This window comes from Waltera acetigignens (assembly GCF_025567015.1).
Taxonomy (GTDB): domain Bacteria; phylum Bacillota; class Clostridia; order Lachnospirales; family Lachnospiraceae; genus Acetatifactor; species Acetatifactor acetigignens.
Genome location: NZ_JAOQJO010000021.1, coordinates 37,132 through 61,321, shown reverse-complemented (window position 1 = coordinate 61,321; position 24,190 = coordinate 37,132). Strand labels below are relative to the sequence as shown.

Annotated in this window: 17 protein-coding genes, 1 pseudogene and 1 other annotated feature; of the genes and pseudogenes, 15 read left to right on the top strand and 3 right to left on the bottom strand. The window is 46.5% G+C overall.

Going from position 1 to position 24,190, the window contains the following annotated elements:
* Nucleotides 1-48: 48 nt before the first annotated feature.
* Nucleotides 49-1,203, bottom strand: a complete 1,155-nt coding sequence (locus OCV96_RS16890) for a DUF4317 domain-containing protein (protein ID WP_227733211.1) — start codon at nucleotides 1,201-1,203, stop codon at nucleotides 49-51.
* Nucleotides 1,204-1,446: 243 nt separating this feature from the next.
* Here OCV96_RS16890 and OCV96_RS16885 point away from each other — a divergent pair, with 243 nt between their 5' ends.
* The 9 genes and pseudogenes from OCV96_RS16885 to OCV96_RS16840 all read left to right on the top strand — a co-directional run bounded on the left by OCV96_RS16885 (nucleotide 1,447) and on the right by OCV96_RS16840 (nucleotide 10,644).
* Complete coding sequence (locus OCV96_RS16885) at nucleotides 1,447-2,250, top strand: hypothetical protein (RefSeq protein WP_118254306.1); 804 nt, start codon at nucleotides 1,447-1,449, stop codon at nucleotides 2,248-2,250.
* A gap of 391 nt (nucleotides 2,251-2,641) precedes the next feature.
* The gene (locus tag OCV96_RS16880) at nucleotides 2,642-3,277 is read left to right on the top strand and encodes an HD domain-containing protein (RefSeq protein ID WP_227733210.1); all 636 of its coding nucleotides are present in this window, start codon (nucleotides 2,642-2,644) and stop codon (nucleotides 3,275-3,277) included.
* Complete coding sequence (locus tag OCV96_RS19455; protein WP_317239305.1) at nucleotides 3,274-4,032, top strand: NUDIX domain-containing protein; 759 nt, start codon at nucleotides 3,274-3,276, stop codon at nucleotides 4,030-4,032. The genes OCV96_RS16880 and OCV96_RS19455 overlap by 4 nt, the downstream gene beginning before the upstream one ends.
* Nucleotides 4,033-4,048: 16 nt before the next feature.
* On the top strand, nucleotides 4,049-4,564 hold the full coding sequence (locus OCV96_RS16865; protein WP_227733209.1) for a GrpB family protein: 516 nt from the start codon (nucleotides 4,049-4,051) through the stop codon (nucleotides 4,562-4,564).
* A 51-nt stretch (nucleotides 4,565-4,615) separates the two neighbouring features.
* Nucleotides 4,616-4,868 (top strand) — a binding site (T-box leader).
* 109 nt (nucleotides 4,869-4,977) lie between these two features.
* Nucleotides 4,978-5,721, top strand: a complete 744-nt coding sequence (locus OCV96_RS16860) for a class I SAM-dependent methyltransferase (protein WP_262595006.1) — start codon at nucleotides 4,978-4,980, stop codon at nucleotides 5,719-5,721.
* A 601-nt stretch (nucleotides 5,722-6,322) separates the two neighbouring features.
* Nucleotides 6,323-6,655 (top strand): HEAT repeat domain-containing protein, encoded by a 333-nt coding sequence (locus OCV96_RS16855; RefSeq protein WP_117466182.1) that lies wholly within the window; start codon nucleotides 6,323-6,325, stop codon nucleotides 6,653-6,655.
* Nucleotides 6,656-7,037: 382 nt separating this feature from the next.
* Nucleotides 7,038-7,385: pseudogene (locus tag OCV96_RS16850) on the top strand (sporulation initiation factor Spo0A C-terminal domain-containing protein); the annotation flags it as partial.
* Between the two features lie 122 nt (nucleotides 7,386-7,507).
* Nucleotides 7,508-8,953, top strand: a complete 1,446-nt coding sequence (gene glgA / locus OCV96_RS16845) for a glycogen synthase GlgA (RefSeq protein ID WP_117466179.1) — start codon at nucleotides 7,508-7,510, stop codon at nucleotides 8,951-8,953.
* Nucleotides 8,954-8,979: 26 nt separating this feature from the next.
* Nucleotides 8,980-10,644 carry a putative polysaccharide biosynthesis protein gene (locus tag OCV96_RS16840; RefSeq protein ID WP_118669642.1) on the top strand — a complete coding sequence of 555 codons (1,665 nt, stop codon included), beginning with the start codon at nucleotides 8,980-8,982 and terminating at the stop codon, nucleotides 10,642-10,644.
* A gap of 485 nt (nucleotides 10,645-11,129) precedes the next feature.
* Here the strand turns inward: OCV96_RS16840 and nudC are convergent, their stop codons facing one another.
* Nucleotides 11,130-12,062, bottom strand: coding sequence for an NAD(+) diphosphatase (gene nudC, locus OCV96_RS16835; RefSeq protein ID WP_262595018.1), 933 nt, complete (start codon nucleotides 12,060-12,062; stop codon nucleotides 11,130-11,132).
* 408 nt (nucleotides 12,063-12,470) lie between these two features.
* Between nudC and OCV96_RS16830 the strand changes: the two genes are divergently transcribed.
* The 6 genes from OCV96_RS16830 (at nucleotide 12,471) to OCV96_RS16800 (ending at nucleotide 23,414) form a co-directional block, all read left to right on the top strand.
* Complete coding sequence (locus tag OCV96_RS16830) at nucleotides 12,471-13,436, top strand: MraY family glycosyltransferase (RefSeq protein WP_118539176.1); 966 nt, start codon at nucleotides 12,471-12,473, stop codon at nucleotides 13,434-13,436.
* A gap of 245 nt (nucleotides 13,437-13,681) precedes the next feature.
* Entirely contained in the window at nucleotides 13,682-14,182 is a 501-nt protein-coding gene (gene greA, locus OCV96_RS16825; protein ID WP_118539174.1) for a transcription elongation factor GreA, read from the top strand.
* Between the two features lie 151 nt (nucleotides 14,183-14,333).
* Complete coding sequence (locus OCV96_RS19450) at nucleotides 14,334-15,869, top strand: HAD hydrolase-like protein (protein ID WP_317239304.1); 1,536 nt, start codon at nucleotides 14,334-14,336, stop codon at nucleotides 15,867-15,869.
* A gap of 242 nt (nucleotides 15,870-16,111) precedes the next feature.
* The gene (locus OCV96_RS16810) at nucleotides 16,112-16,915 is read left to right on the top strand and encodes a glycosyltransferase (RefSeq protein ID WP_262595005.1); all 804 of its coding nucleotides are present in this window, start codon (nucleotides 16,112-16,114) and stop codon (nucleotides 16,913-16,915) included.
* A 307-nt stretch (nucleotides 16,916-17,222) separates the two neighbouring features.
* Nucleotides 17,223-21,770: a glutamate synthase large subunit gene (gene gltB / locus OCV96_RS16805; protein ID WP_262595004.1), complete on the top strand. Its 4,548-nt coding sequence runs from the start codon at nucleotides 17,223-17,225 to the stop codon at nucleotides 21,768-21,770.
* A 150-nt stretch (nucleotides 21,771-21,920) separates the two neighbouring features.
* On the top strand, nucleotides 21,921-23,414 hold the full coding sequence (locus tag OCV96_RS16800) for a glutamate synthase subunit beta (protein ID WP_262595003.1): 1,494 nt from the start codon (nucleotides 21,921-21,923) through the stop codon (nucleotides 23,412-23,414).
* On the opposite strand, the gene OCV96_RS16795 is transcribed toward OCV96_RS16800, so the two are convergent.
* A complete protein-coding gene (locus OCV96_RS16795) occupies nucleotides 23,395-24,177 on the bottom strand; it encodes a type III pantothenate kinase (protein WP_262595002.1) in 783 nt (260 codons plus the stop codon). The two genes, OCV96_RS16800 and OCV96_RS16795, sit on opposite strands and share 20 nt — an antisense overlap.
* Nucleotides 24,178-24,190: the final 13 nt, after the last annotated feature.

The window sequence follows — 24,190 nt, the reverse complement described above, 5'->3', positions numbered from 1 at the left end:
GTTTTTTACACAAGTTCGTTGTGCGATTCTTGTCGTTTGGCAGGTGGTTTATTCTTCAGATTCTTCCCTGTCCCCGCTTCCGGCAGCCCGGACGGTGATGCCGTTGACTTCGATATTACCGTCCAGCTCGATAACGAGACACTGTCTGCCGTCGATCAGCTTCGTGTTGACGAGATCCGTGCGCTCAGGATTGACCTTAATGACCACATCCGGTGTCTTGACCTCGAAACTGCGGGGATTATAGACATTGCTCATCATGAGAGCCGTGTTCTCTCCGGCAGTCTCGTCAAAACACTGATCGAAGACGTCCATGCGGTCGTTCGCTACACCGCTACTGGCGAAGATCGTTTTCACTTCATTTTTATCCAGCATGACAGGTTCGGGATCTTCCTTATGCTCCTGGGCAATCTCGCTCATTTTTTCATGAATGTTCTTTACTACTTCAATGGCACAGGTATCGCCTAATGTCTCCTCCACCAGTGATTGGAAGGTTTCCTTCTGACCGCCTGCGGACAGGGGGAGAGGACAGCCTAACATCAGCTCCACGAAGTTCTCCTTTAATTCCTCCGCATCCTTGGAATAGTACAGAGTGCTGTGCAGATCGGTGCTCCGGTCATTGAAAGCCGGGAACAGGAAAGCAGCGTCCGGCATACCTACCACCCAGTCGCGAATACGGTTCTGGAAGGTGTTTTCCACTGCGTTGTAGCTTAGTCCCGGCTTGGACAGATCCACAGGACAGATGCAGGTAAGGATATAGTCATAGACTTCGTCGGAAGCATCCTCCATCTCGATACCGTCTCTGGTGCGTCCCGGTACATCGTAGGCATCGTGGATCAGCAGGATCAGATAATTGCCCACATATTCATAAGACTCGATGATACGGTCATAGAACTGCTCAAGCAATGCATCGTCCTTCAGCCTGCTGTCTCGCAGACGCAGCAGGAATTCCTGCGTGCCGCCCTCCGTTTCACTCTTTAACGGGAATTCCAGATTCAGCAGATTCTTGCCGATGGTGCCGGACAGACTCTTACGCAGAATCTCGAAATACTTGAACATTTCCTCCTCCGGCAGTGCCAGAAACGCTTGCTTTAATTCCGTCTTTTTATTCTTCTCTCCATCCACGTAGCATCCGCAGATTCTTGTGATGGAGCAGTTTTTCGGGGTGAACAGCTTTTTAATCTCGCTGATTTCCTGTTTTGTCATCAGAGTACCTTCTTTCGATTTGATGATATCAGTATAGTATAAAAAACGTGATGGGACAAGTGCTCAAGTTGGAAATATGTTGTATAATGGGGGCAAGAGTGATAAAATAATACTGAACATGGTTCTAGTGGTCTAAGAGTAAGACGTTTATCAGATGATAAAAGATAGTGGTGCAAATCCACTCTAAAAGTTCATAAAGTTTATGGATTTTTAGAATGGATTTGCAAAGAGGAATTAGTAAAAATGACATTAATTGTAGGATGGTTGGCTTGTGATCAGAGAGGCCCATGTTCTGCATATATAGCCAGTGATAGTAGAATTTCTGATAATAGGAACTTTTATGATTATAGCCAAAAGACATTTGCATTAAAAAATACTCCTGATATATTAGGGTATTGTGGAGAAACATTATTTACATATCAGATATTAACTCGCTTAACAAGTATGTGTGATGTGGGAATGCTGTTATCAGCAGATATGGATTATCAAGATAGAAGTGAGATTATTTTTAATGAAATCAAAAGAGCACATTCAGCATACAAACTTAATAATGGAATTATTAAAATATATCATATAGGGCGAAATAAAAAAAGAATATTTGATGCGAACGTATACTTTTGGAATGGAATAATATGGGAGAACATAAAAATACATACTGATTTTAAGAAGTCAAAGAACCTTTTTTCAGATGGAAGTGGGAAAAAAGAATATGATGAAAACTTTTTGAGGTTCAAAAATGGAAATAACGAAAGCACAAGTAGAAATTATTTCCATTGCTTTTGTGATATTGTAAAAAATGTCAAGGATAAGCATACAGGAGGGATTCCGCAACTAGTTGGTCTATATAATGGAAGCAAATTCAATGGCATGTATCATGGAACGATTGTAGATGGACAAGCATATTATCAAGGATTAAAAATGGGAAATGTATATGGAATGTCCAATATAAGATGGTACAATGAAAATTTTGAAATATGTGATTGGAATACGAAACAACGCGAAGCTAATGCGATGGTTCAACCAATATCAAAAAAGGCAACTCCCTGACTCTCCATTCTAAAGAAAAAATACAGTAGGGGGAGAGCGAGGTGCTTTTCAAGGGGGAAATAGACTCCCCTTTTGAAATTAGGGTATCTCCAAAATCAGGATAATATAGATTTTATGGCAACAAATTAGCAACAGAAAATCAGTGAGCCAAAATAATATATGTAACAGAGATAAAATAACGGCAGAAAAGAGATGGAAACTAAACAAATACATTTAGTAATATCTTCGGATTTGCCGAGTTTGAATAACGGATTAAAATGCCGAAAGCCTGTATTTATGCGGGTTTCCGGCATTTGTTTTATCGAATGGCTCTAGGTTGGCTCTATTTGTGGGTGGAGTAATGACTTTCATAAATCAATATATTGCTTTGTTAGGTTGATTAGGAGAAAATATGACAGATAATGAAAAGAGATTTATACAAGGTATATTTTCGGGAGACAGTAGTGGTCATGACTATTATCATACAATACGAGTATATAAACTGGCTACTAAAATCGCAAAACAGGAAAATGCAGATGTTAAAATAGTGCAGTTGGCGGCTCTGTTACATGATGTTGACGATATTAAGCTTTCTCCGGACACTTATGTTACCAAGAAAAATGCAGTTGATTTTATGACAATTAACAAAATAGATGGTAAAAAGATAGAGGCGGTATGCAAAATTATAGATGAGGTTTCATTTGCAGGAACTGATTCAGTCGTACCTGATACCATAGAAGGAAAATGTGTGCAGGATGCAGACCGACTTGATGCTATAGGAGCTATTGGAATTGCCAGAACATTTGCATATGGTGGTAGTAGGGGAAGAAAGATTTATGATCCGGAAATAAAACCTAAGATGGGAATGAATAAAGAAGAGTATCGGAATAATCAAGATTCTACAAGCATTAATCATTTCTATGAAAAGTTGCTTTTGTTGAAAGACATGATGAATACGACTGAGGGAAAGAAACTGGCAGAACATAGACTGGTTGTAATGCAGGAATTTCTGAATGAGTTTATGCTGGAATGGGAAGGGAAAATGTGATAGAAGTAAAATTTTATGATACAGTTAATGATGAACTATTGAAATTTGCAGTAATTATCTCACAGAGTAACGGCAAGTGGGTTTTCTGCAAACATAAAGAAAGAGATACATATGAAGTGCCGGGAGGGCATAGAGAAGCTGGGGAGGATATTTTTGAAACAGCAAAAAGGGAGTTGCAGGAAGAGACTGGAGCTATCAAATTTGAGATAAAACCAATATGTGTATATTCGGTGACAGGTAAGACTAGAGTAAATGATACCGGTAAAGAAACATTTGGACTGCTTTGTTTTGCAGAGATAACAGAGTTTGCAACAGAATTACATAGCGAAATGGAGAAAGTTGTGCTTATGGATGATTTGCCTGAGAACTGGACATATCCGTTAATACAGCCGAAATTGATAGAAAAGTATTTACGGGTTAAAAGTAATTCTATAATCGGAGCAACAGTAACTGTCACAGTCGATAGACCATTAGGAAGTTATCATCCAGAATATAAAGATATGTATTATCCTATAAATTATGGTTACATTGAAGGAGTTATGGCACTAGATGGAGAAGAGCAGGACGCTTATATATTAGGTGTAAATGAGCCAGTAGACAAGTTTACAGGTAAAATTATGGCTATTGTTCATAGAAAAGATGATATAGAAGAAAAGTGGGTAGTTGTACCTGACGGAATGATGTTTTCAAAAGATGAGATTAGGCAGCAGATTTATTTTCAGGAGCAATATTTTGATAGTGAAATTGTGATGTAATATTAAGGAGATTGCTATGTCATTAGGATTAAAAAGAGGAACAGTGCAGCTTGAACCACATGATAAACAGTGGGATGAGGCTGCCATTCAAACAATCAAAAAACTTAAATCTATATTAGGTGATGATGCTGTTGATATACAACATATTGGAAGTACAGCAATACCAGCAATTAAAGCAAAACCGATTATTGATATTGCTGTTGGGGTAACTGATTTTGAGAAAATAATGTCATATAATGAGCAGTTACAGAAGGAAGGAATCTTTTATCGTGGTTCGGATGTGGAAGATCAGATTCTTTATGTAATGGGGGATATGGAAAAGGATATCAGGACACACCATATTCATATTGTGAAATGGAACGGAACTGAGTGGAAAAAATATATTCATTTCAGAGATTATCTAAATGATAATGAGAATATGGCTTTGCAGTATCAGAGGGTGAAGGAAGAACTGGAAAGTAAGTATGCTGATAATAGGGGATTGTACACTAAAGGAAAGAAAGATATAATAGATATTATTCTCAATAATTAATAATTTTTATTTTGTATGTCTTGACAAAAAATAATTATGAATCTACTATGTTAAAATGCGATGAAGAGAGATAGTAAATATTTTGGAAATTACAGAGAGGAGTTGCTTGGTGGAAAACTCTATTGAAGAAATATTGAACCAGTCTTGGAGCCGTGTACCGAGTGAGATATTTATTAGGCTACACTGGGAACGCCCATTACAGCGTCAGAGTATCGAAAGAGATTTCCGTACTTGCTAAGGTCTATATTGCGAGATATAGATGAATTAAGGTGGTAACACGAAGCTATCAGCTATCGTCCTTAAAGTAAATTTAAGGAGGGTATCTTTTTTAATACATAAAAATAATAGAATCGCAGGAATTAGTGATGAATTATGTTGTTGACAGTTACGAGAATTACAAAGAGGAAAATCGTTTGACTACAAATAATGCAAGAAGAATTGAATTTGTAACAACTACAAGAGTTTTGGATGAGATTATCGGCACCAATAGTAAAATATTAGATTGTGCAGCAGGAACAGGAATTTATGCTTTCTGGTTTGCAGATAAGGGGCATGATGTAACTGCTACAGATATTACGCCAAGGCATATAGACATTATTAATCGAACTCTTACCAATAAAAATTATCATATGAATACTTCTGTTTTGGATGCTACAGATATGTCCTGTTTCGCAGATGATTCATTTGATATTGTTCTCAATATGGGACCATTTTATCATTTGATTACAGAAGAGCAGAGAGAAAAATGCATGAAGGAATGTCTAAGAGTGTTAAGGAAAGGCGGGCTTTTGGTTACTGCGTACATTCCAAGATACTATGTTTTTCAATATATTGCTACGAGCAATGAAAAATATTTGGATGAACACTTGGCGAAACAACTTATTGAAACTGGTGTGCTGAAGCATGATGATGAGAAATGCTTTTGGACAGATACTTATTACTCATCAAAAGAAGAAATGGAATCAATTTACCAAAGATATAGATTAAAAATTGTAGACCATTTCGCCCAAGATGGTTTAGCTCCTCTTTTATCACAAAAGGTTGACAAATGGGATGAAAAACAGTTCAAAACTTGGTGCGACTATCATTATAGTGTATGCCGTGAACAGTCGGTTTTAGGAGCAAGTAATCATGTTATTATAATTGGGAGAAAATAATAAGATTTTGAAAGATATCGTTGCTAAAATACTCATTGCTTTTTTCATTAAGAAAGCATATAATGATTAATAGATAAGGAATTGATTATCGGGAGAGTTCCTGCCATATAAGTGGAAGATTTTAAACTCGGGAGAGCTCCTGCCATATAAGTGGAGAATCTTAAATTCTGAGAGAGCAAATAGTAAAATATTTGCTCTCTTTTTGTTTTATACCGAAGAAAGGAAGTATAATGAAAGAATTCAAATTGTACAGTATTTCGGATGAATATGTGGAATGGCTTCGAGAGGATTTCCCGAATGTATATTCCAACAAAGTGAATACAAGGAGCTAAGCAGAAAGCAATGAATGATATGACTGCGGGATATGTGAAATCGGCATTGGACTACAGGGCATTAGAATACAGATGTGATTTATTTGAGCAAAAGAGTAGCAGGTTATAGAATTTTTAGAAATCCTTCATTTTGCTATAATTGTTTTCTGACAGATAAGGTGTTATCATAACATTATCAAGAGAAGCCAATCACCACAGGCGACATACAGTGATGATCCGGAGACGATTTTACCGCCCCCGCGCTGGCAGAAAGAAAGAGGCGCGTGTTTATGGAACAACATGATTTAAGTAAGATTCAAAAATTACAGGAGAAAGGAAAATCCGACAAGATCATCAAATATCTGAGTTCTTCCGATGACACGGTGGTGGTAGCCGCACTGGAAGCGTTGAGCCGGATCAAGGATGAAGACAGTGTCAACAGCATTGCCCACATGATCGACAATCCGGATACGAAGATCCGTGTCGAAGCAGCAAAAGCGTTAGGAAGCATCGGCACCGAATATGCCAAGACCTATCTGCTGCACAGACTGAATGCAGAACAGGATGAGACCGTGAAGACAGCCATCAAGGAAGCACTTCACACCCTGGCAGAGCATCATTAATTTGCTTTACTCGTAGTTTTTCTACTTATACATTTTCCCTCTTATTGGCGTCCGGGTCATTCCGGGCGCCTTTTTTTACCTTTTTTATTCTGCGAAATTTGGAAAAATCTTGCGATGGGTTCTGCTTGAAGCTACGACGCATATCTATTTATAATAGAACGGTACGTGAAAAAAGTAGTTTTGTAGTCATGGAGGTAGTTTAATGGAAAAATTAAACATTACAACTACAAAGGATAATGAAAAAGTATACAAAATCCTGGGGGATCTGATGAATGCCAACAAGGAATTCCAAATTATGATCACGGTTCCTTCTACGAAAAACGCCAAAGACAGCACAGTAAAAGCGACAGAAAAAAAGGAACAGACCCGGGAAGTCATCCATGACCTGGAAAAGGATGTCACGGATATGATCCATGAGATCGGAGTGCCGGCACATATCAAAGGGTATCAGTATCTGCGGGAAGCTATCATGATGTCGGTAGAGGATCCGGCAATGATCAGTTCTATCACAAAGATCCTGTATCCGACCATCGCCAAGCGGTTCCAGACCACACCCAGCCGCGTGGAGCGCGCTATTCGCCATGCCATTGAGGTTGCCTGGAGCAGAGGGCGCATGGAGACCCTGGATGCCATGTTCGGTTACACGATCGACACGGGCAAAGGCAAACCTACCAATTCGGAATTTATCGCACTGATCGCTGACAGGATCCGGCTTTCCTACAGAAGCTGAGGTGGAACCGGCAGACTCTAAAAGATTTGTAAATTATCGATGCCCTCTTTTCTATGAATCGTAAACATGGTATAATCAATCTATATTTTGAATACAAGCCGTAGCATATGTGGAGGGTTTACATGAAAAAAATTCTTTTTGCCGCATCGGAAGGCGTACCTTTTATCAAGACCGGAGGACTTGCGGATGTCGTAGGATCTTTGCCGAAGTATATTGACAAGGAGTATTTTGATGTAAGAGTGTTTATCCCGAAGTATACCTGTATGAAGCAGGAGATGAAGGATAAGCTCAGGTATGTGACACATTTCTACATGGATTTCAACTGGCAGAATGTGTATGTAGGTGTTCTGGAGGCAGAGGAAGCCGGGGTGCATTATTATTTCATTGATAATGAGAGTTATTTCGGTGGTTTCAAGCCTTATGGGGATGATCCCAGATATGAGATCGAAAAGTATGCATATTTCTGCAAGGCAGTGCTGTCGGCATTACCGCTTTTGAATTTCCAGCCGGATCTGATCCATTGCCATGACTGGCAGACCGGTCTGATCCCGGTATACCTGAAGGAGCGTTTCCATGGCGGAGATTTCTACCGCAACATGAAGTCTGTGATCACCATACATAACCTGAAATTCCAGGGAAAATGGGATGTGAAGACGGTACAGAGCATTACCGGACTGCCGGAGTATTATTTTACCTCTGACAAGCTGGAGGCTTATAAGGATGCGAACCTGTTAAAGGGCGGTATCGTATTTGCAGATGCAGTGACCACCGTAAGTGATACCTATGCGGAGGAGATCAAGACTCCGTTTTACGGTGAGGGCCTGGACGGATTGCTGCGTGCGAGAAGCCATGATCTGCGCGGTATTGTCAACGGCATCGACTATGGAGAGTTCAATCCGGAGACGGACAAAAATATCGTAAAAGCCTATAATGCAGTGAATTTCCGCAAGGAAAAGGTGAAGAATAAGCGTGCCCTGCAGGAAGAGCTTGGACTTCGCGTAGATGATAAGAAAATGATGATCGGTCTGGTATCCAGACTGACAGACCAGAAGGGTCTGGATCTGATCGCTTATGTCATGGATGAACTGTGTCAGGATGATATCCAGTTCGTGGTACTGGGCACCGGTGAGGAACGTTACGAAAATATGTTCCGTCATTTCGACTGGAAGTATGGAGACAAGGTGTCTGCCAATATTTATTATTCAGATGCACTGTCCCATAAAATCTATGCGGCTTGTGACGCTTACCTGATGCCGTCTCTGTTCGAACCCTGCGGCCTGAGTCAGTTGATCGCACTGCGTTACGGTACCGTACCCATCGTCAGAGAGACCGGCGGACTGAAGGATACCGTACAGCCCTATAATGAGTATGAGAGCACCGGTACAGGCTTCAGCTTTACGAATTACAATGCACATGAGATGCTGAATACGATCCGTTATGCGGAGCATATTTATTACGACAGGAAGAGAGAGTGGAATAAGATCGTGGATCGTGCCATGGCCACCGACTACTCCTGGAAGGTATCCGCCGGAAAATACCAGGAGATGTATGACTGGCTGATCGGATAAAGAACTGGAATAAGGTAAGATTACATATGGCAGATAAGAACAGTTCCAAGAACAATTTTATCATGCAGGCGGGAATTCTGGCGGCAGCCGGAATCATCAGCAGAATCATAGGGCTCCTTTACAGGGGCCCTTTACAGAGTGTCATCGGGAATCTGGGACTTGGTTATTACCAGTCAGCGTATAACTATTATACGATCATTCTGTTGATCTCCTCTTATAGTATTCCTTCGGCGATTTCCAAAGCTATCGCACAGAAGCTGGGAGAGAAGGAATACCGTAACGCCCACAGACTGTTCCACGGAGCCATGATCTATGTACTGGTGGTTGGCGGTATAGCCAGCCTTTTTCTGTTTTTCGGAGCGGGATTATTCGTGTCCGGAGCAGCGGTCACAGTACTGCGCACCTTTGCACCGACGATCTTCGTCTATGGTATCCTGGGAGTTTTACGAGGGTATTTTCAGGCACATAAGAGCATGGCGCAGACCTCCGTATCGCAGATCCTGGAGCAGATCGCCAATGCGGTAGTCAGCGTAGGCGCGGCATACCTTCTGATCCAAATGTTTATGGGAACGATGGAGGTTCCGGCGGATCAGGCAGGGCAGGTGATGAGAGCAACCTACGGTGCTGTGGGAAGTGCATTGGGAACAGGTGTCGGCGTATTAGTGGCTCTGCTTTTTATGGCGGGAGTCTATGCTCTGAATCGTGGAATGATCCTGCGCAGAGTGCAGCGTGACAGGCATGAACATGTGGATTCCTACGGACAGATATTCAAGACGATCACACTGGTGGTGACACCGTTTATTTTGAGTACGGCTGTATATAACTTAAGCAGTACGGTCAACAACAGTATCTACACAAAATGGTATCCGTCCCTTCGCAATCTGGATACGGTATCTATTTATGAAAAATATGGTATTTTCTCCGGACAGTCCTTGACAATGTCCAATATTCCCATAGCCTTTGCATCTGCTATGGCTTCTGCCATGATTCCTTCCGTAGCACAGCTGATGGCAGCCCGGGATGTGAAGGGAGCCAGAGAGAAGATCGGTCTGGCGGTGAAGACGACCATGGTGATCTCCATTCCCTGTGCGGTAGGACTTTTCGTGCTGGCGAAGCCGGTGATCAGTCTGCTGTTCACGAATAAGACGGCAGAGGAATTGAATCTGGCGGCAGCTCTTTTAATGACATTGTCACTGTCGGTTATCTTTTATGCACTGTCGACTCTGAACAGTTCGATCTTACAGGGGCTTGGCAAAGTAAATACCCCGATCATCAATGCGGGGATCTCGCTGGTGGTGCAGACGGTGGCAGCAGTGCTGCTTCTGATGTTCACAAGACTGGATCTGTACAGCATTGCCATCGCTAATACGCTGTATTCCGGTATGATGTGTGTGCTGAACCAGTGGGCGGTAAGAAGAGCGGTAGGCTACCGGCAGGAGATCGTAAAGACTTTCGTCATTCCGGCGTTCGCCTCCGCGTTTATGGGAGCGGCAGCCTGGGCAATCTACGAGGGTCTGTATATGGTGACGAAGTCCATGCGGATCTCTGTCATTCCTGCGATCGTAATTGCTGCTGTAGTCTATTTTGTCATGCTGATATTGATGCGGGGCATCACGGAGCAGGAGCTTCGAAGCTTCCCGAAGGGATATCTGTTAGTGAAGGTAGCGAAGAAGTGCCGCTTATTGAGATAATGAGAAGCGATGACAGCTACGATGCTCTAGGTGAAGAAACAGTGAAGAGAATAAGTACAGAAAGGAGTCTGCCTCATGACAATGTTATTGTCGGAGGCAGATTTTTGCGTACATGGGGCGTAGATATAAGGAGCATGCTGATTAAGCCCCGGGGAGATCGAGAGAGCGGGGCGCAGAGAATCAAAGAAGCTGATTAAGCCCCGGGGAGATCGAGAGAGCGGGGTGCAGAGAGGAAAAGAAGCTAAATAAGCCCCGGGAAGATCGAGAGAGCGGGGCGCAGAGAGGAAAAGAGGCTGATTAAGCCCCGGGGAGATCGAGAGAGCGGGGCGCAGAGAGGAAAAGAAACTAAATAAGCCCCGGGGAGATCGAGAGAGCGGGGCGCAGAGAGGAAAAGAAGCTGATTAAGCCCCCGGGGCATGAAACCACGGGGGCACAAAGTCAAGGTATATCATGGAATAGAAATGAAAAACTTTCAAATGTATCAATTATCTCTTGCAGAACGGATCCCCACCATTCTTGAATAATGTGATCATTTCTTGACCGACACTGATAGTGGAGGGCAGATCCGGGACATCCTCTCTGGAGAACCAGACAGCCTCGCCAAGCTCCGATTCCTGCAAAGTAATAGAAGGATCCCCCTCCAGCTTCGCGAAGAAGCCGATCATGGCGGAATCGCTGAAGGACCAGGGCTGGGATTTGTAATAGACCAGATCGCTGACCTTTAAACCGACTTCTTCCATGATTTCCCGGCGGGCAGCACCCTTGAAGGTCTCACCGACTTCCACGAAGCCGGCCACCAGTGCCCAGTGACGATAGGAACCGCCGGCGTAGCGGGTCAGCAGGATCTTGTCCTGTTCGGTATCCACGATGGCGATAATGACGGCTGGAGAGATCTTGGGATATTCGATCTGGCCGCACTCCGGGCAGATGCAGGCCCGCTCTGTGGTGCTGTGAATTGTGGGATGTCCGCAGCGGCCGCAGAATTTCCGGTCCAGACGGAAACGATTGATCTGGGTGGCAGTGATTCCAGCAAATGCCAGATATTCCGGCTCAAAATTACGGAACACACCGGAAGCGTAGAGGTCTTCTTCCGGGAGCATGAGAGCACCGGCATCCTCCGTCGTCTTGCGGAAGAATGCTCGGTCATCAATGGAAAAGAGATATTCACAGTCCAGAAAAAAACGTTCCATAGGCTGACGGATTCCCAAGAGTCCATGGACTTCTTCAAAAGTAGGAAGATATACTTGAGGATGCTCAGAGATGCCGGCACCGGCGGAAGTATCCGTTACATCACTGTTTTCTGTATGGGAGGGCAGATAGACCTTTTCTCCGTCAAATAACAGCAGATAATCGGAAGGTTTAGGATCCTGGCTTCGGAATTCCGGGTAATATTTATGCGGTTCGATCTTATGGATCATCATAGAGTATTTCTCCTTTTATGGCTATTTTTCAGAAAGTGTTCATAAGAATATAGTAGTCCACCGTGGGGAAACTGTCAAACGTAACAGTTCAGCCGCGCCGTTCACGGGAGTCGCATTAACACGCTTTTATGTCACTTCGTGACTACCTTTGCTCATAGATTGGCGCTTAGCGCTTGCACATATTTGCCCGCAAAATCATGCAAGCATGATTTCTGCTCCCAGATATGTTCAGAACTGAACTGTTGTGGAAATTATTTGAGATTCCGGGATATTTGTGTTAAAATATTTTGTGACTGTTCTGAGGTGTTCATTTCTCGAATGCCCCTGTGAACAGTCACGGAATTTATCAGAAAATACAGCATGAGAGTACAAAAGTGAGTATCTCATGTGGAAACGAGGGATAGTATGTTACAGATGATCTTGCCGGAGGGAAGCAGTTCTCTCCTTGCTTTTTTTGGAATCCTTTTTGCTTTCGGAGCGACAGTACTGGCGACGGCAAAATTAAGCCCGTATCTGCCGAAGGACGCCGGAAGAGAATTTGCCCATGATGGAAAATTGTCCGCGGGAAAGCCAAGAGGCGCCGGAATCATTTTTGTGCTGGCATTTGTGGCATCTGTTTTACTGTTTGCACCCTTAAGCGCAGAGCTGGTGATCTATCTGCTGCTGATCGTGGTATGCATGATGACCGGTTTTCTGGATGACGCCTCCAAGACTCCCTGGGGTGAATACAAAAAAGGGTTTCTGGATCTGTGCGTGGCGGCACTGGTAGCCATCACCTTCCTGAAATACAACTCCAACGTGGTGGAACTGGCACTGTTCCATGTAAAGTTCACGCTGCCTCCCGTAGTATTCGCAATCCTCACGGTGATCCTGGTATGGACCTCCGTGAACGTGACCAACTGCTCCGATGGTGTGGACGGACTCTCCGGAACCCTGTCGATCATTACGATCATGTCCATCTATATCGTGGACCGTATGAAGGACGTCAATGAGACCTATTCTTTCCTGATCCTGCTGTTTGCCGTATGTATTCTGGGCTATTTGTGGTACAATGCCACACCCAGTAAGCTGATGATGGGGGATGCGGGTTCCCGGGCTATGGGATTGTTCATCAGCATCGCTATTTTGAAGAGCGGCTGCCCGTTCCTGTTCATCCCGCTGGCACTGGTGCTGATCCTGGATGGAGGACTGGGACTTCTTAAGGTGTCTCTGCTTCGTTTCCTGAAGATTCATATTTTGAAAAATGTGCGTACTCCCTTGCATGATCATGTGCGTAAGGTGTGGGACTGGTCCAATACACAGACCGTATTCCGTTTTGCCATTATTCAGATCATTCTGTCTCTGGCGGTAATCTACGCAATGCAGTTGTAGAATGCTGGGCACACCGGGACAGCATAGAGACTGCGACCGGTCATCCTCTGCAAGAAAAGAAGGTTGGCTGCCGGAAGGAAAAAGGTCGGCCGTCAGAAGAAAAGAAAGGCGTCTGCCGAAGGAAAAGAAGGTCGGTCGCCGAAGAAAAAGAAGGACGGCTGTTGGTAGAAAATCAGCGTGCCGAGCCGGGAGAAAAACTGTCAATAAATGATATAAGTAATTGAACAGATAGAAATGGAGAAATTATGTACGATGAATTAACCCCCACTGACATTAAGAAAATGGAAGATGAGATCGAGTATCGTAAGCTGGTGGTGCGTCCCAAGGCACTGGAGGACGTGAAGGAAGCCAGAGCCCACGGAGATCTCAGTGAGAATTTTGAATATTATGCAGCGAAAAAATACAAGAATCAGAACGAGAGCCGGATCCGTTATCTGGAGAGAATGATCAAGACCGCAAAGGTGATCTCCGAGAACTCCGCCGTGGATGAGGTGGGCATCAACAACACTGTTACCGTGGAATTCATCGACGACGGCACGGAAGAGGATTACAAGATCGTGACCACCGTTCGCGGAAACTCACTGGAAGGTCTGATCAGCAACGAATCTCCGCTGGGCAAGGCACTGCTTGGCAAAAAAGTGGGTGATGTGGTCCATGTGCAGGTCAATGCCAATGTGGGCTATGACGTAGAGATCAAGGCACTGAAAAACACTGAGGATGACGGGGACAAGATCCGCAGCTTCTAATGCTTTGCGGACCCCACAAGCTATAGAAAGAAAGGGTAACTATTCAGAGCCTCATAACAATTACAGAATATTCTTGCGGATCCCGGTATTCAATGAATATTTTGCGATAGTTACAGGGCTTGGAACAGATACAAAAAAAGGAATTATAAGAATGAAAAAATATCTGCTGTTTGATCTGGACGGTACACTGACAGATCCCAAAATTGGAATTACGACCTGCGTGCAGTATGCGCTGCACTCCTTCGGTATTGAGGAACCGGATCTGGACAAGCTGGAGCCTTTTATCGGACCGCCCTTACGGGACAGCTTTATGGAATTCTACAGTTTTACCGCTGCGCAGGCGGAGGAGGCCGTGGCAAAATACAGAGAGCGTTTTCAGAATACGGGTATTTTTGAAAATGAAGTTTATGCCGGTATTCCGGAGATGCTGAAGAACCTGCAATCCAAGGGCTATTTTCTGGCACTGGCTTCCAGCAAACCCCAGATCTATGTGGAACGCATACTGGAGCATTTTGATCTGAAAAAATATTTTGCCGTGGTGGTAGGCAGTGAGCTGGACGGCACCAGAGAGACGAAGGATCAGGTGGTGCAGGAGACCCTGCATCAGCTGTTCAAGGAGAATCCCATAGAGCCGGATCAGGTCTACATGATCGGTGACAGAAAGTTCGATGTGGAAGGAGCCAGAGCGTTGGGCGTGGAGAGCGTGGGCGTGACTTATGGCTACGGAAGCAAGGAAGAGTTAAAGGAAGCAAAAGCGGACTACATCGTACAATCCGTGGAAGAACTGGAAAAATTTCTGCTTCGCGGCAGCGAGGAACTGGTGAACAGCAATCCCGACAATAAAAAGAAAAATCCCATGTACCAGAGAATCTGGACCATGGTGTATTCGTTCCTGATGTTTATCCTGGTGCGCAATGCGGTGCAGTATGCGCTGCTGGCACTGTTGTATCAGCTGGCACAGTCCGGTGCTTCCGGTGGACTGGTAGATCTGCTGATCCTGAGGGATGAGACCGGTGCATATAACGGCTATTCCGGAGATGTGTCCAGTATCATAGCGGCACTGGGCTTCATCGGCGGAGCACTGGCGGTATGGTCCACGGCAAAGCTTCTGATCACGAAGAACAAAGAGGATATGCATTTAAGCCATCTGAAAAAAGAAGGTAAGGCAAAATATGCCCTGCTGGTGGCAACCACTATTGGTGCCGTTATCGGATGCAACCTCCTGTTTGAACTCCTGGGAGTGACCAACAAATCCGAAGCCTATACCGAAGTTGCAGCCCAGCAATATTCCGCACACTTTATCGTAGGAATCCTTGTATTCGGCTTCATCTCCCCCATAGCAGAGGAGCTTCTGTTCCGCGGAGTTATCTACGGATATCTCCGCAGATTCATGGATATCAAACTCGCCATAGCCCTGTCTGCCCTGATTTTCGGCGTTTATCACATGAATTACGTCCAGGGCGTATATGGCTTCCTCATCGGCTGCCTGATGGCATATGCTTACGAATACTTTGGAGAGTTCAAAATGGCAGTCTTTGTCCATGTGGCATCCAATGTCCTCGCCTACTGCCTCTCCTATACCGCCATCGCCGTCACCGGCTTCGTCAGCTGGCCTGTATGCGTGATTTTCCTGGCAGTGGCAGTTGTATCCTTGATCACTTTGCACAAACAGAAAAATATATTTTAATGAGATAACAAAACACATTAGTTACCAGTTCTGACCGCATTCATAAACTGTATTGAACTGGACTTCATAACCCAGCAGCCGAAAACAGGGTAAGGATAAGCAGGCCGTAAGCAGACGTCGGCACTTAGTGACCGTACTTTGGTCACTTATGTGCCGCTACGCTCTGCGACAGAGTGCGAACGTGCCGCGTTCCTTGCCCTGTTCTCGACTGCGGAGATATTACATCTTAAAAGGAGCAACATATGAAATTCAGCATTATCGTAGTATGCCTGAACCCTGGCACCAAACTGAATCAGACCCTTGACAGTATCCTGGCCCAGACCTGCCCAGACTTCGAAGTCATCGTCAAGGACGGTGGCAGCCGTGACGGATCCATAGAGTCCATGCGCACTGACGGGCGGATCCATCTCTACCAGGAACCGGATCACAGCATCTACGAGGCTATGAACCAGGCGGTCTCTCATGTGACCGGAGATTACATTCTGTTCTTAAACTGCGGTGACCTCTTCTATGACAAGGAAGTTCTGGCACACACCGCACAATTCATGGAACAGCACCCTATGAAACTGCAAGGCATCTACTACGGAGATACCTACAGCGTGAAAACGGACACGAAGATATCATCCCCGCCCCGAATCACCGGCTTTGTCTGCTACCGCAACATTCCCTGCCATCAGTCCTGCTTCTATGCCGCAGACCTGTGCCGACAGAAGCCCTACGAACCAAAATACAAGATCCGCGCAGATTATGAACATTTTCTGTGGTGCTATTACCGGGCGAAGGCTCCCATGCAGTATCTGGGGCTTACCGTATCTTCCTACGAAGGCGGCGGCTACTCCGAGACAAAGGAGAACCTGAAACGCAGTGCCGCAGAGCATAAGGAGATCACGGCAAAATACATGAAACCCGTAGAACTGTTCCGCTACCGCGCTGTGATGGCACTGACCCTGGCACCTCTCCGGACCGCAATGGCAGAAAGCAGACATTTCTCTGCAATCTATCAGGGACTGACAAGCAAAGTGTATGGTCGGAGACAGGAAAAATAGGGAAAATCCCCGAAGAGTTGTGCTAAAAGCATGGCTTAAAAAAGAAAATAAACACAATTAACAGACAACAGCCGTGCGAATAACTGAATTGACAAATTATCTGACAATTCAAGGAAAAATCTATATTTACAAATGAGAAAAATAGGTGTATAGTACAGAAAAGGTCGCAATGAGGCGCTCGAAAGAGTCTCATTGCGACCTTTTTTAGTTGCAGAAAAGTGCTGAAAGCACAGTCTTGCAAATGAGGTTATGAATAGTAACAGACAGATGAAAAAGAGAGAAATAGAAACCCGGAAAGGAGAACTATATGTTTGATGTAAAACAGGAGCTGCCCAAGGCACCGTTATATCGGGAAGAATTTGAGCATGATAACTGCGGTATCGGAGCCTGTGTCAATATTCACGGAGAGAAGAGCCGCGCGACCGTAGAGAATGCGCTGAAGATCGTAGAGAATCTGGAGCACAGAGCCGGTAAGGATGCGGAAGGCAAGACCGGTGACGGTGTCGGTATTCTGACCCAGATTCCCCACAAATTTTTTGCCAGAGTGACCAGGGCTCTGGGCATGGACATCGGCGGAGAGAGAGAATACGGTGTCGGCATGTTCTTCTTCCCGCAGGAAGAGCTGCGCCGCAATCAAGCCAAGAAGATGTTCGAGATCATTGTGGAAAAAGAAGGAATGGAATTCCTCGGCTGGCGTGAAGTGCCTACCTTCCCCAATGTGCTGGGACATAAGGCCGTAGAGTGCATGCCCTATATCATGCAGGGATTCGTGAAAAAGCCTGCCGATGTGGAAAAAGGACTGCCCTTTGACCGCAGACTTTATATTGCAAGACGCGTCTTCGAGCAGTCTTCCGATGATACCTATGTAGTTTCTCTTTCCAGCAGAACGATCGTATATAAAGGAATGTTCCTGGTAGGCCAGCTGCGTACTTTCTTCGCAGATTTGCAGAGTGAAGATTACGAATCCGCCATTGCCATGGTACACTCCCGTTTCTCCACCAATACCAATCCCAGCTGGGAACGTGCCCATCCGAACCGTCTGATGGTACACAACGGTGAGATTAACACTATCCGCGGCAATGCCGACAAGATGCTGGCCAGGGAGGAGAACATGGAATCCGAGCATCTGAAAGGCCAGCTGCACAAAGTACTGCCTGCCATCAGCAAGACCGGTTCCGACTCCGCTATGCTGGACAACACGCTGGAATTCCTGGTAATGAGCGGCATGGAACTGCCTCTGGCGGTCATGATCGCTATCCCCGAGCCCTGGGCGAACAACAAGGCCATGTCCCAGACCAAGAGAGATTTCTACCAGTATTACGCTACCATGATGGAGCCCTGGGACGGCCCCGCATCCATCCTGTTCTCCGACGGAGATATCATGGGTGCGGTACTGGACAGAAACGGCCTGCGTCCTTCCCGTTATCTGATCACTGACGATGATACCCTGATCCTGTCTTCCGAGGTAGGTGTCCTTCCTGTTGATCCCACGAAGATCAAGTTAAAGGAAAGACTTCGTCCCGGCAAGATGCTCCTGGTCGATACCGTACAGGGCAGAGTCATTGACGATGAGGAGATCAAGGAAAAATATGCTTCCAGACAGCCCTATGGTGAATGGCTGGACAACAACCTGACAGAATTGAAGAGTATTCACATCCCGAACCAGCGTGTCCCTGAGTACACCTACGAAGAGCGTCAGCGGATGCAGAAAGCTTTCGGTTATACCTACGATGAGATGAAACAGAGCATTCTGCCTATGGCAAAGAACGGCAGTGAAGCGATTGCCGCCATGGGTGTGGATACGCCACTTCCCGTCTTAAGCAAGACGAACCACCCGCTGTTTCATTATTTCAAGCAGCTGTTTGCACAGGTAACCAACCCGCCCATCGATGCGATCCGTGAGGAGATCGTGACTTCCACCACCGTATACATCGGTACCGAGGGCAACATTCTGGAGGAGACCCCGAAGAACTGTAATGTTCTGAAGGTCAACAACCCGATCTTGACCAACACGGATCTGTTGAAGATCAAGAACATGAAGGTAGACGGATTCAAAGTAGAAGTCGTACCTATCGTATATTACAAGAACACCAGCTTAGAGCGTGCCATTGACAGACTGTTCGTGGAAGTGGACAGAGCTTACAGAGACGGCGTGAACATCCTGATCCTGTCCGACAGAGGCGTGGATGAGAACCATGTGCCCATTCCTTCCCTGCTGGCCGTATCCGCCCTGAACCAGTATCTGGTACGCACCAAGAAGAGAACCAGAGTCGCACTGATCCTGGAATCCGGCGAACCCAGAGAGGTACACCATTTTGCTACGCTGTTAGGTTACGGTGCCTGCGCCATCAACCCTTATCTGGCACAGGATACCATCAAGGAACTGATCGAGAGCAATATGCTGGATAAGGATTACTATGCAGCAGTGGATGATTACAACAATGCTGTCCTCCACGGCATCGTCAAGATCGCATCCAAGATGGGTATCAGCACCATCCAGTCCTATCAGGGTTCCCAGATCTTCGAGGCTATCGGTATTGCACCGGAAGTGATCAGTAAGTATTTCTCCAACACCGTATGTCGTGTGGGAGGTATTACCTTAAAAGATATTGAGCAGCAGGTAGACGACCTGCACTCTCAGGCATTTGATCCTCTGGGACTGAAAAACGATCTGACCTTAAACAGCCCCGGACATCACAAGATGCGCAGCGGCGGTGACGAGCATCTGTACAATCCCGCTACCATCCATATGTTACAGGAATCCACCAGACGCGGTGATTACCAGATGTTCAAGCAGTACACTGCCATGGTAAACGACGAAGATTCCATCAAGAATCTCAGAGGACTGATGGACTTCAATTATCCGAAAAAGGGTGTGCCTATTGAGGAAGTAGAGCCGGTAGAGTCCATTGTGACCAGATTCAAGACCGGTGCCATGTCCTACGGTTCCATTTCCAAAGAAGCCCATGAGACCATGGCCATCGCCATGAACCATCTGCACGGCAAGAGCAATTCCGGTGAAGGCGGTGAGGACCTGGATCGTCTGACCGTCGGACCGGACGGACTGAACCGTTGTTCCGCAATCAAGCAGGTAGCCAGTGGACGTTTTGGTGTTACCAGCCGTTACCTGGTAAGTGCACAGGAGATTCAGATCAAGATGGCACAGGGAGCAAAACCCGGTGAGGGCGGACATCTGCCCGGAGGAAAGGTATATCCCTGGATCGCCAAGACCAGACACTCCACACCCGGTGTGTCCCTGATCTCTCCGCCCCCTCATCACGACATTTATTCCATTGAGGATCTGGCGCAGCTGATCTATGATCTGAAAAATGCCAACACCCAGGCAAGAATCTCTGTAAAACTGGTATCCGAAGCCGGTGTGGGAACGGTCGCAGCCGGTGTAGCCAAGGCGGGAGCCCAGGTCATCCTGGTATCCGGCTATGACGGCGGTACCGGTGCGGCACCGAGAAACTCCATCCACAATGCCGGACTTCCCTGGGAGCTGGGACTGGCAGAGACCCATCAGACCCTGATCATGAACGGCCTGCGCAATAAAGTCCGCATCGAGACCGACGGTAAGCTGATGAGCGGCAGAGACGTAGCCATCGCAGCCATTTTAGGTGCCGAGGAGTTCGGGTTTGCCACCGCACCCCTTGTGACCATGGGCTGTGTCATGATGAGAGTATGTAATCTGGATACCTGCCCGGTAGGCGTGGCTACCCAGAACCCGGAGCTGCGGAAAAACTTCCGCGGTAAGCCGGAATATGTGGAAAACTTTATGAAATTTATCGCACAGGAGCTGCGGGAATATATGGCAGCACTGGGTGTGCGTACTGTAGATGAACTGGTGGGCAGAACCGATCTGCTGAAGAGAAAAGAGCATCTGACCGATCGTCAGGAGGAAGTGGATCTGACCCAGATCTTAAGCAACCCTTACGAAGGCAACAAGCAGAAGGTGACCTTCGATCCCAAGCAGGTCTATGACTTCCAGCTGGAGAAGACGCTGGATGAGAAGGTGCTGTTAAAGCAACTGGGCAAAGCTATTGATGCGGGACAGAAGCGCAGCATTGAAGTGGATGTCAGCAACACCGACCGTGCCTTCGGTACGATCCTCGGAAGTGAGATCACCAGAAAACTGGGCGATGATGTGGAAGAGGATACCTACCATGTACTGTGCAAGGGTGCCGGTGGACAGTCCTTCGGAGCCTTCATTCCCAAGGGTCTGACCCTGGAACTGGTAGGTGACAGCAACGACTACTTCGGCAAGGGCTTATCCGGTGGTAAGCTGGTGGTATATCCTCCCCAGGGCAGCAAGTTCAAGGCGGAGGAAAACATCATCATCGGTAACGTGGCACTGTACGGTGCAACCTCCGGTAAGGCATTTATCAACGGTGTGGCAGGCGAGCGTTTCTGCGTGCGTAACTCCGGTGCCATCGCAGTTGTCGAGGGTGTAGGAGATCATGGCTGTGAATACATGACCGGCGGTCGTGTGGTAGTTCTCGGTATGACCGGTAAAAATTTCGCAGCCGGTATGAGCGGCGGTATCGCTTATGTACTGGATGAAGGCAACGATCTGTACAAACGCCTGAATAAGGAAATGGTATCTTCCAGTGAGATCACATCCAAATATGATGTGCTGGAACTGAAATCCATGATCCAGGAGCATGTGGCACTGACCAATTCCGCCAAGGGTAAGGAAGTGCTGGACAACTTTGGAGAGTATCTGCCCAAGTTCAAGAAGATCATCCCTCATGATTATGAGAGAGTCTTAAAGACCATCGTCCAGATGGAGGAAAAAGGACTGAGCGCAGAGCAGGCACAGATCGAAGCATTCTATGCCAACACCAGAAAGTAGGAGGCCAGTGTGAAAAGTAATCTTGATAGATTGCTTTTCACAAGACTAATTTGTGCCGCGGGCGCCACAAATTAGTTTATCGCAGAACTAAATATAAAATTTAGTTCGCGATTCTTCCGACGCCGAAGCGTCTGCAGAATGGAGAGAGTCATGGGAAAACCAACGGGATTTATGGAATATAAAAGGGAAGTCAGCGTGGCTGAGGATCCTAAGAAGAGAATACAGCATTTTAACGAATTCCATGAGCATCTGCCGAAGGAAAAGCAGCGCTTACAGGGTGCCAGATGTATGGAATGCGGCGTGCCGTTCTGCCAGTCGGGCATGATGATCTGCGGTATGGCCAGCGGATGTCCCCTGCACAATCTGGTGCCGGAGTGGAACGATCTGGTATATACCGGCAACTGGCAACAGGCTTACAACCGCCTGAAAAAGACCAACAATTTCCCCGAATTCACGTCCAGAGTATGTCCGGCTCTGTGTGAGGCGGCATGTACCTGTGGACTGAATGGGGATCCGGTCTCCACCAAGGAGAACGAATATGCAATTATTGAAAACGCCTACAGCGAGGGTTATGCGGCAGCCAAGCCCCCTGTGGTGCGTACCGGCAAAAAGGTAGCAGTCATCGGCAGCGGTCCTTCCGGACTGGCAGCGGCGGATCTGCTGAACCAGAGAGGACATCAGGTCACAGTATTTGAGCGCTCCGACCGTGTGGGAGGACTGTTAATGTACGGCATCCCCAACATGAAGCTGGAGAAACAGATCATTGACCGTAAGATAGCCATCATGAAGAAAGAGGGCGTCACCTTTGTCACCGGTACGGATATCGGTAAGGACATCAAGGCATCCAAACTGTTACATGATTTTGACCGTGTCGTACTGGCCTGTGGTGCTTCCAATCCCAGAGACATCAATGCGCCAGGCAGAGATGCCAGGGGAATCTATTTCGCGGTGGATTTTCTGAAAGCCAATACCAAGAGCCTGCTGGATTCGAACTTTGAAGACAAAAAATATGTGGAGACCAAGGGTAAGAACGTGGTCATCATCGGCGGTGGTGATACCGGTAATGACTGTGTGGGAACTTCCATCCGTCACGGTGCCAAGTCTGTAACCCAGATCGAGATGATGCCCAAGGCTCCGGACAAGAGAGCAGAGAACAATCCCTGGCCCGAATGGCCGAAGGTCTGCAAGACCGATTACGGTCAGGAAGAAGCCATTGCAGTCTACGGACATGATCCGAGAATCTATGAATCTACGGTTAAGGAATTTATCAAGGATAAGAACGGCAGCCTGAAAGCCGTGAAGATCGTGAAGCTGTCCTGGGAAAAGGATCCTGCTACCGGACGCATGAAGATGCAGGAGATCGCCGGAAGTGAGCAGATCCTGGATGCGGAGATTGTACTGATCGCAGCAGGATTTTTGGGAAGTCAGAAATATATTACCGATGCTTTCGGGGTGGAATTAAATGAACGCACCAACGTAAAAACTGCCCCCGGCAAATACCAGACCAGTGTGGAAAATGTATTCGTCACCGGTGATATGCACAGAGGACAGTCCCTGGTGGTGTGGGCGATCCGTGAAGGCAGAGAAGCCGCACATGCTGTGGATGAGAGCCTGATGGGCTACTCTAATCTGGTGATCCAGTAGAGGTATTATTCTCGTAGATGGATCTCAGACCTTTCATAAGAAGATTCTGATCGATATGGATCTTCGTTTCACAATGTGGAATGACGGTCGTTGCGTACCCTCCGGTGGCAACGACCGTTGCTTTTTGCCCTAACTCTGTCTGGATACGGCGGATCAGTCCGTCGATGGCACAGGCGTTGCCCAAGAGCATTCCCCCGGTGATGCATTCCTGCGTATTCGCACCGATGGTGTGGGCGGGCATATGAATGTCCCCTTTCGGGAGCTGGGCGGTCTTGCCTAAAAGTGCCCTGTGGGCGGTTCCAACGCCGGGAAGGATCAGGCCACCTAAAAAGCGACGGTTCTCATCCAACACGTTAAAAGTCGTGGCGGTGCCCAGGTCGATGGTGACGAAAGGCAGGGAATAGCGGGAAATGGCTCCTGCAATATCTGCCAGTCGGTCACAGCCCACCTTTTCCGGGAATTCCGTACAGATCTCGTAGCCCAGATCCAGCTTATGGGAAAGAATCAGAGGTTTCCGTCCCAGAAAAGTTTCCAGAGCAGAGGAAAAAACGGCTGTCACCGAAGGCACAACCGAGGAAATCATAGATCCCTCAAAGGCCTCGGCAGACAGGCCGTGTTTGTTCAAGATCATATTCAGTTTTTCAATATATCCGGCATCAGACAGGGGACGACGGGACGATATCTTCTCAATAAAGAGCAGCTTATTTCCCTGAAATCCCCCGATGCCGATCGTAGTATTTCCGATGTCGATTGTCAGTACCACGGGTATACTCCTG

Coding starts and splice junctions, on each gene's coding strand:
- OCV96_RS16890 (WP_227733211.1), bottom strand. CDS start 1,203: ATGACAAAACAGGAAATCAGCGAGATTAAAAAGCTGTTCACCCCGAAA.
- OCV96_RS16885 (WP_118254306.1), top strand. CDS start 1,447: ATGACATTAATTGTAGGATGGTTGGCTTGTGATCAGAGAGGCCCATGT.
- OCV96_RS16880 (WP_227733210.1), top strand. CDS start 2,642: ATGACAGATAATGAAAAGAGATTTATACAAGGTATATTTTCGGGAGAC.
- OCV96_RS16865 (WP_227733209.1), top strand. CDS start 4,049: ATGTCATTAGGATTAAAAAGAGGAACAGTGCAGCTTGAACCACATGAT.
- OCV96_RS16855 (WP_117466182.1), top strand. CDS start 6,323: ATGGAACAACATGATTTAAGTAAGATTCAAAAATTACAGGAGAAAGGA.
- glgA (WP_117466179.1), top strand. CDS start 7,508: ATGAAAAAAATTCTTTTTGCCGCATCGGAAGGCGTACCTTTTATCAAG.
- OCV96_RS16840 (WP_118669642.1), top strand. CDS start 8,980: ATGGCAGATAAGAACAGTTCCAAGAACAATTTTATCATGCAGGCGGGA.
- nudC (WP_262595018.1), bottom strand. CDS start 12,062: ATGATCCATAAGATCGAACCGCATAAATATTACCCGGAATTCCGAAGC.
- OCV96_RS16830 (WP_118539176.1), top strand. CDS start 12,471: ATGTTACAGATGATCTTGCCGGAGGGAAGCAGTTCTCTCCTTGCTTTT.
- greA (WP_118539174.1), top strand. CDS start 13,682: ATGTACGATGAATTAACCCCCACTGACATTAAGAAAATGGAAGATGAG.
- OCV96_RS19450 (WP_317239304.1), top strand. CDS start 14,334: ATGAAAAAATATCTGCTGTTTGATCTGGACGGTACACTGACAGATCCC.
- OCV96_RS16810 (WP_262595005.1), top strand. CDS start 16,112: ATGAAATTCAGCATTATCGTAGTATGCCTGAACCCTGGCACCAAACTG.
- gltB (WP_262595004.1), top strand. CDS start 17,223: ATGTTTGATGTAAAACAGGAGCTGCCCAAGGCACCGTTATATCGGGAA.
- OCV96_RS16800 (WP_262595003.1), top strand. CDS start 21,921: ATGGGAAAACCAACGGGATTTATGGAATATAAAAGGGAAGTCAGCGTG.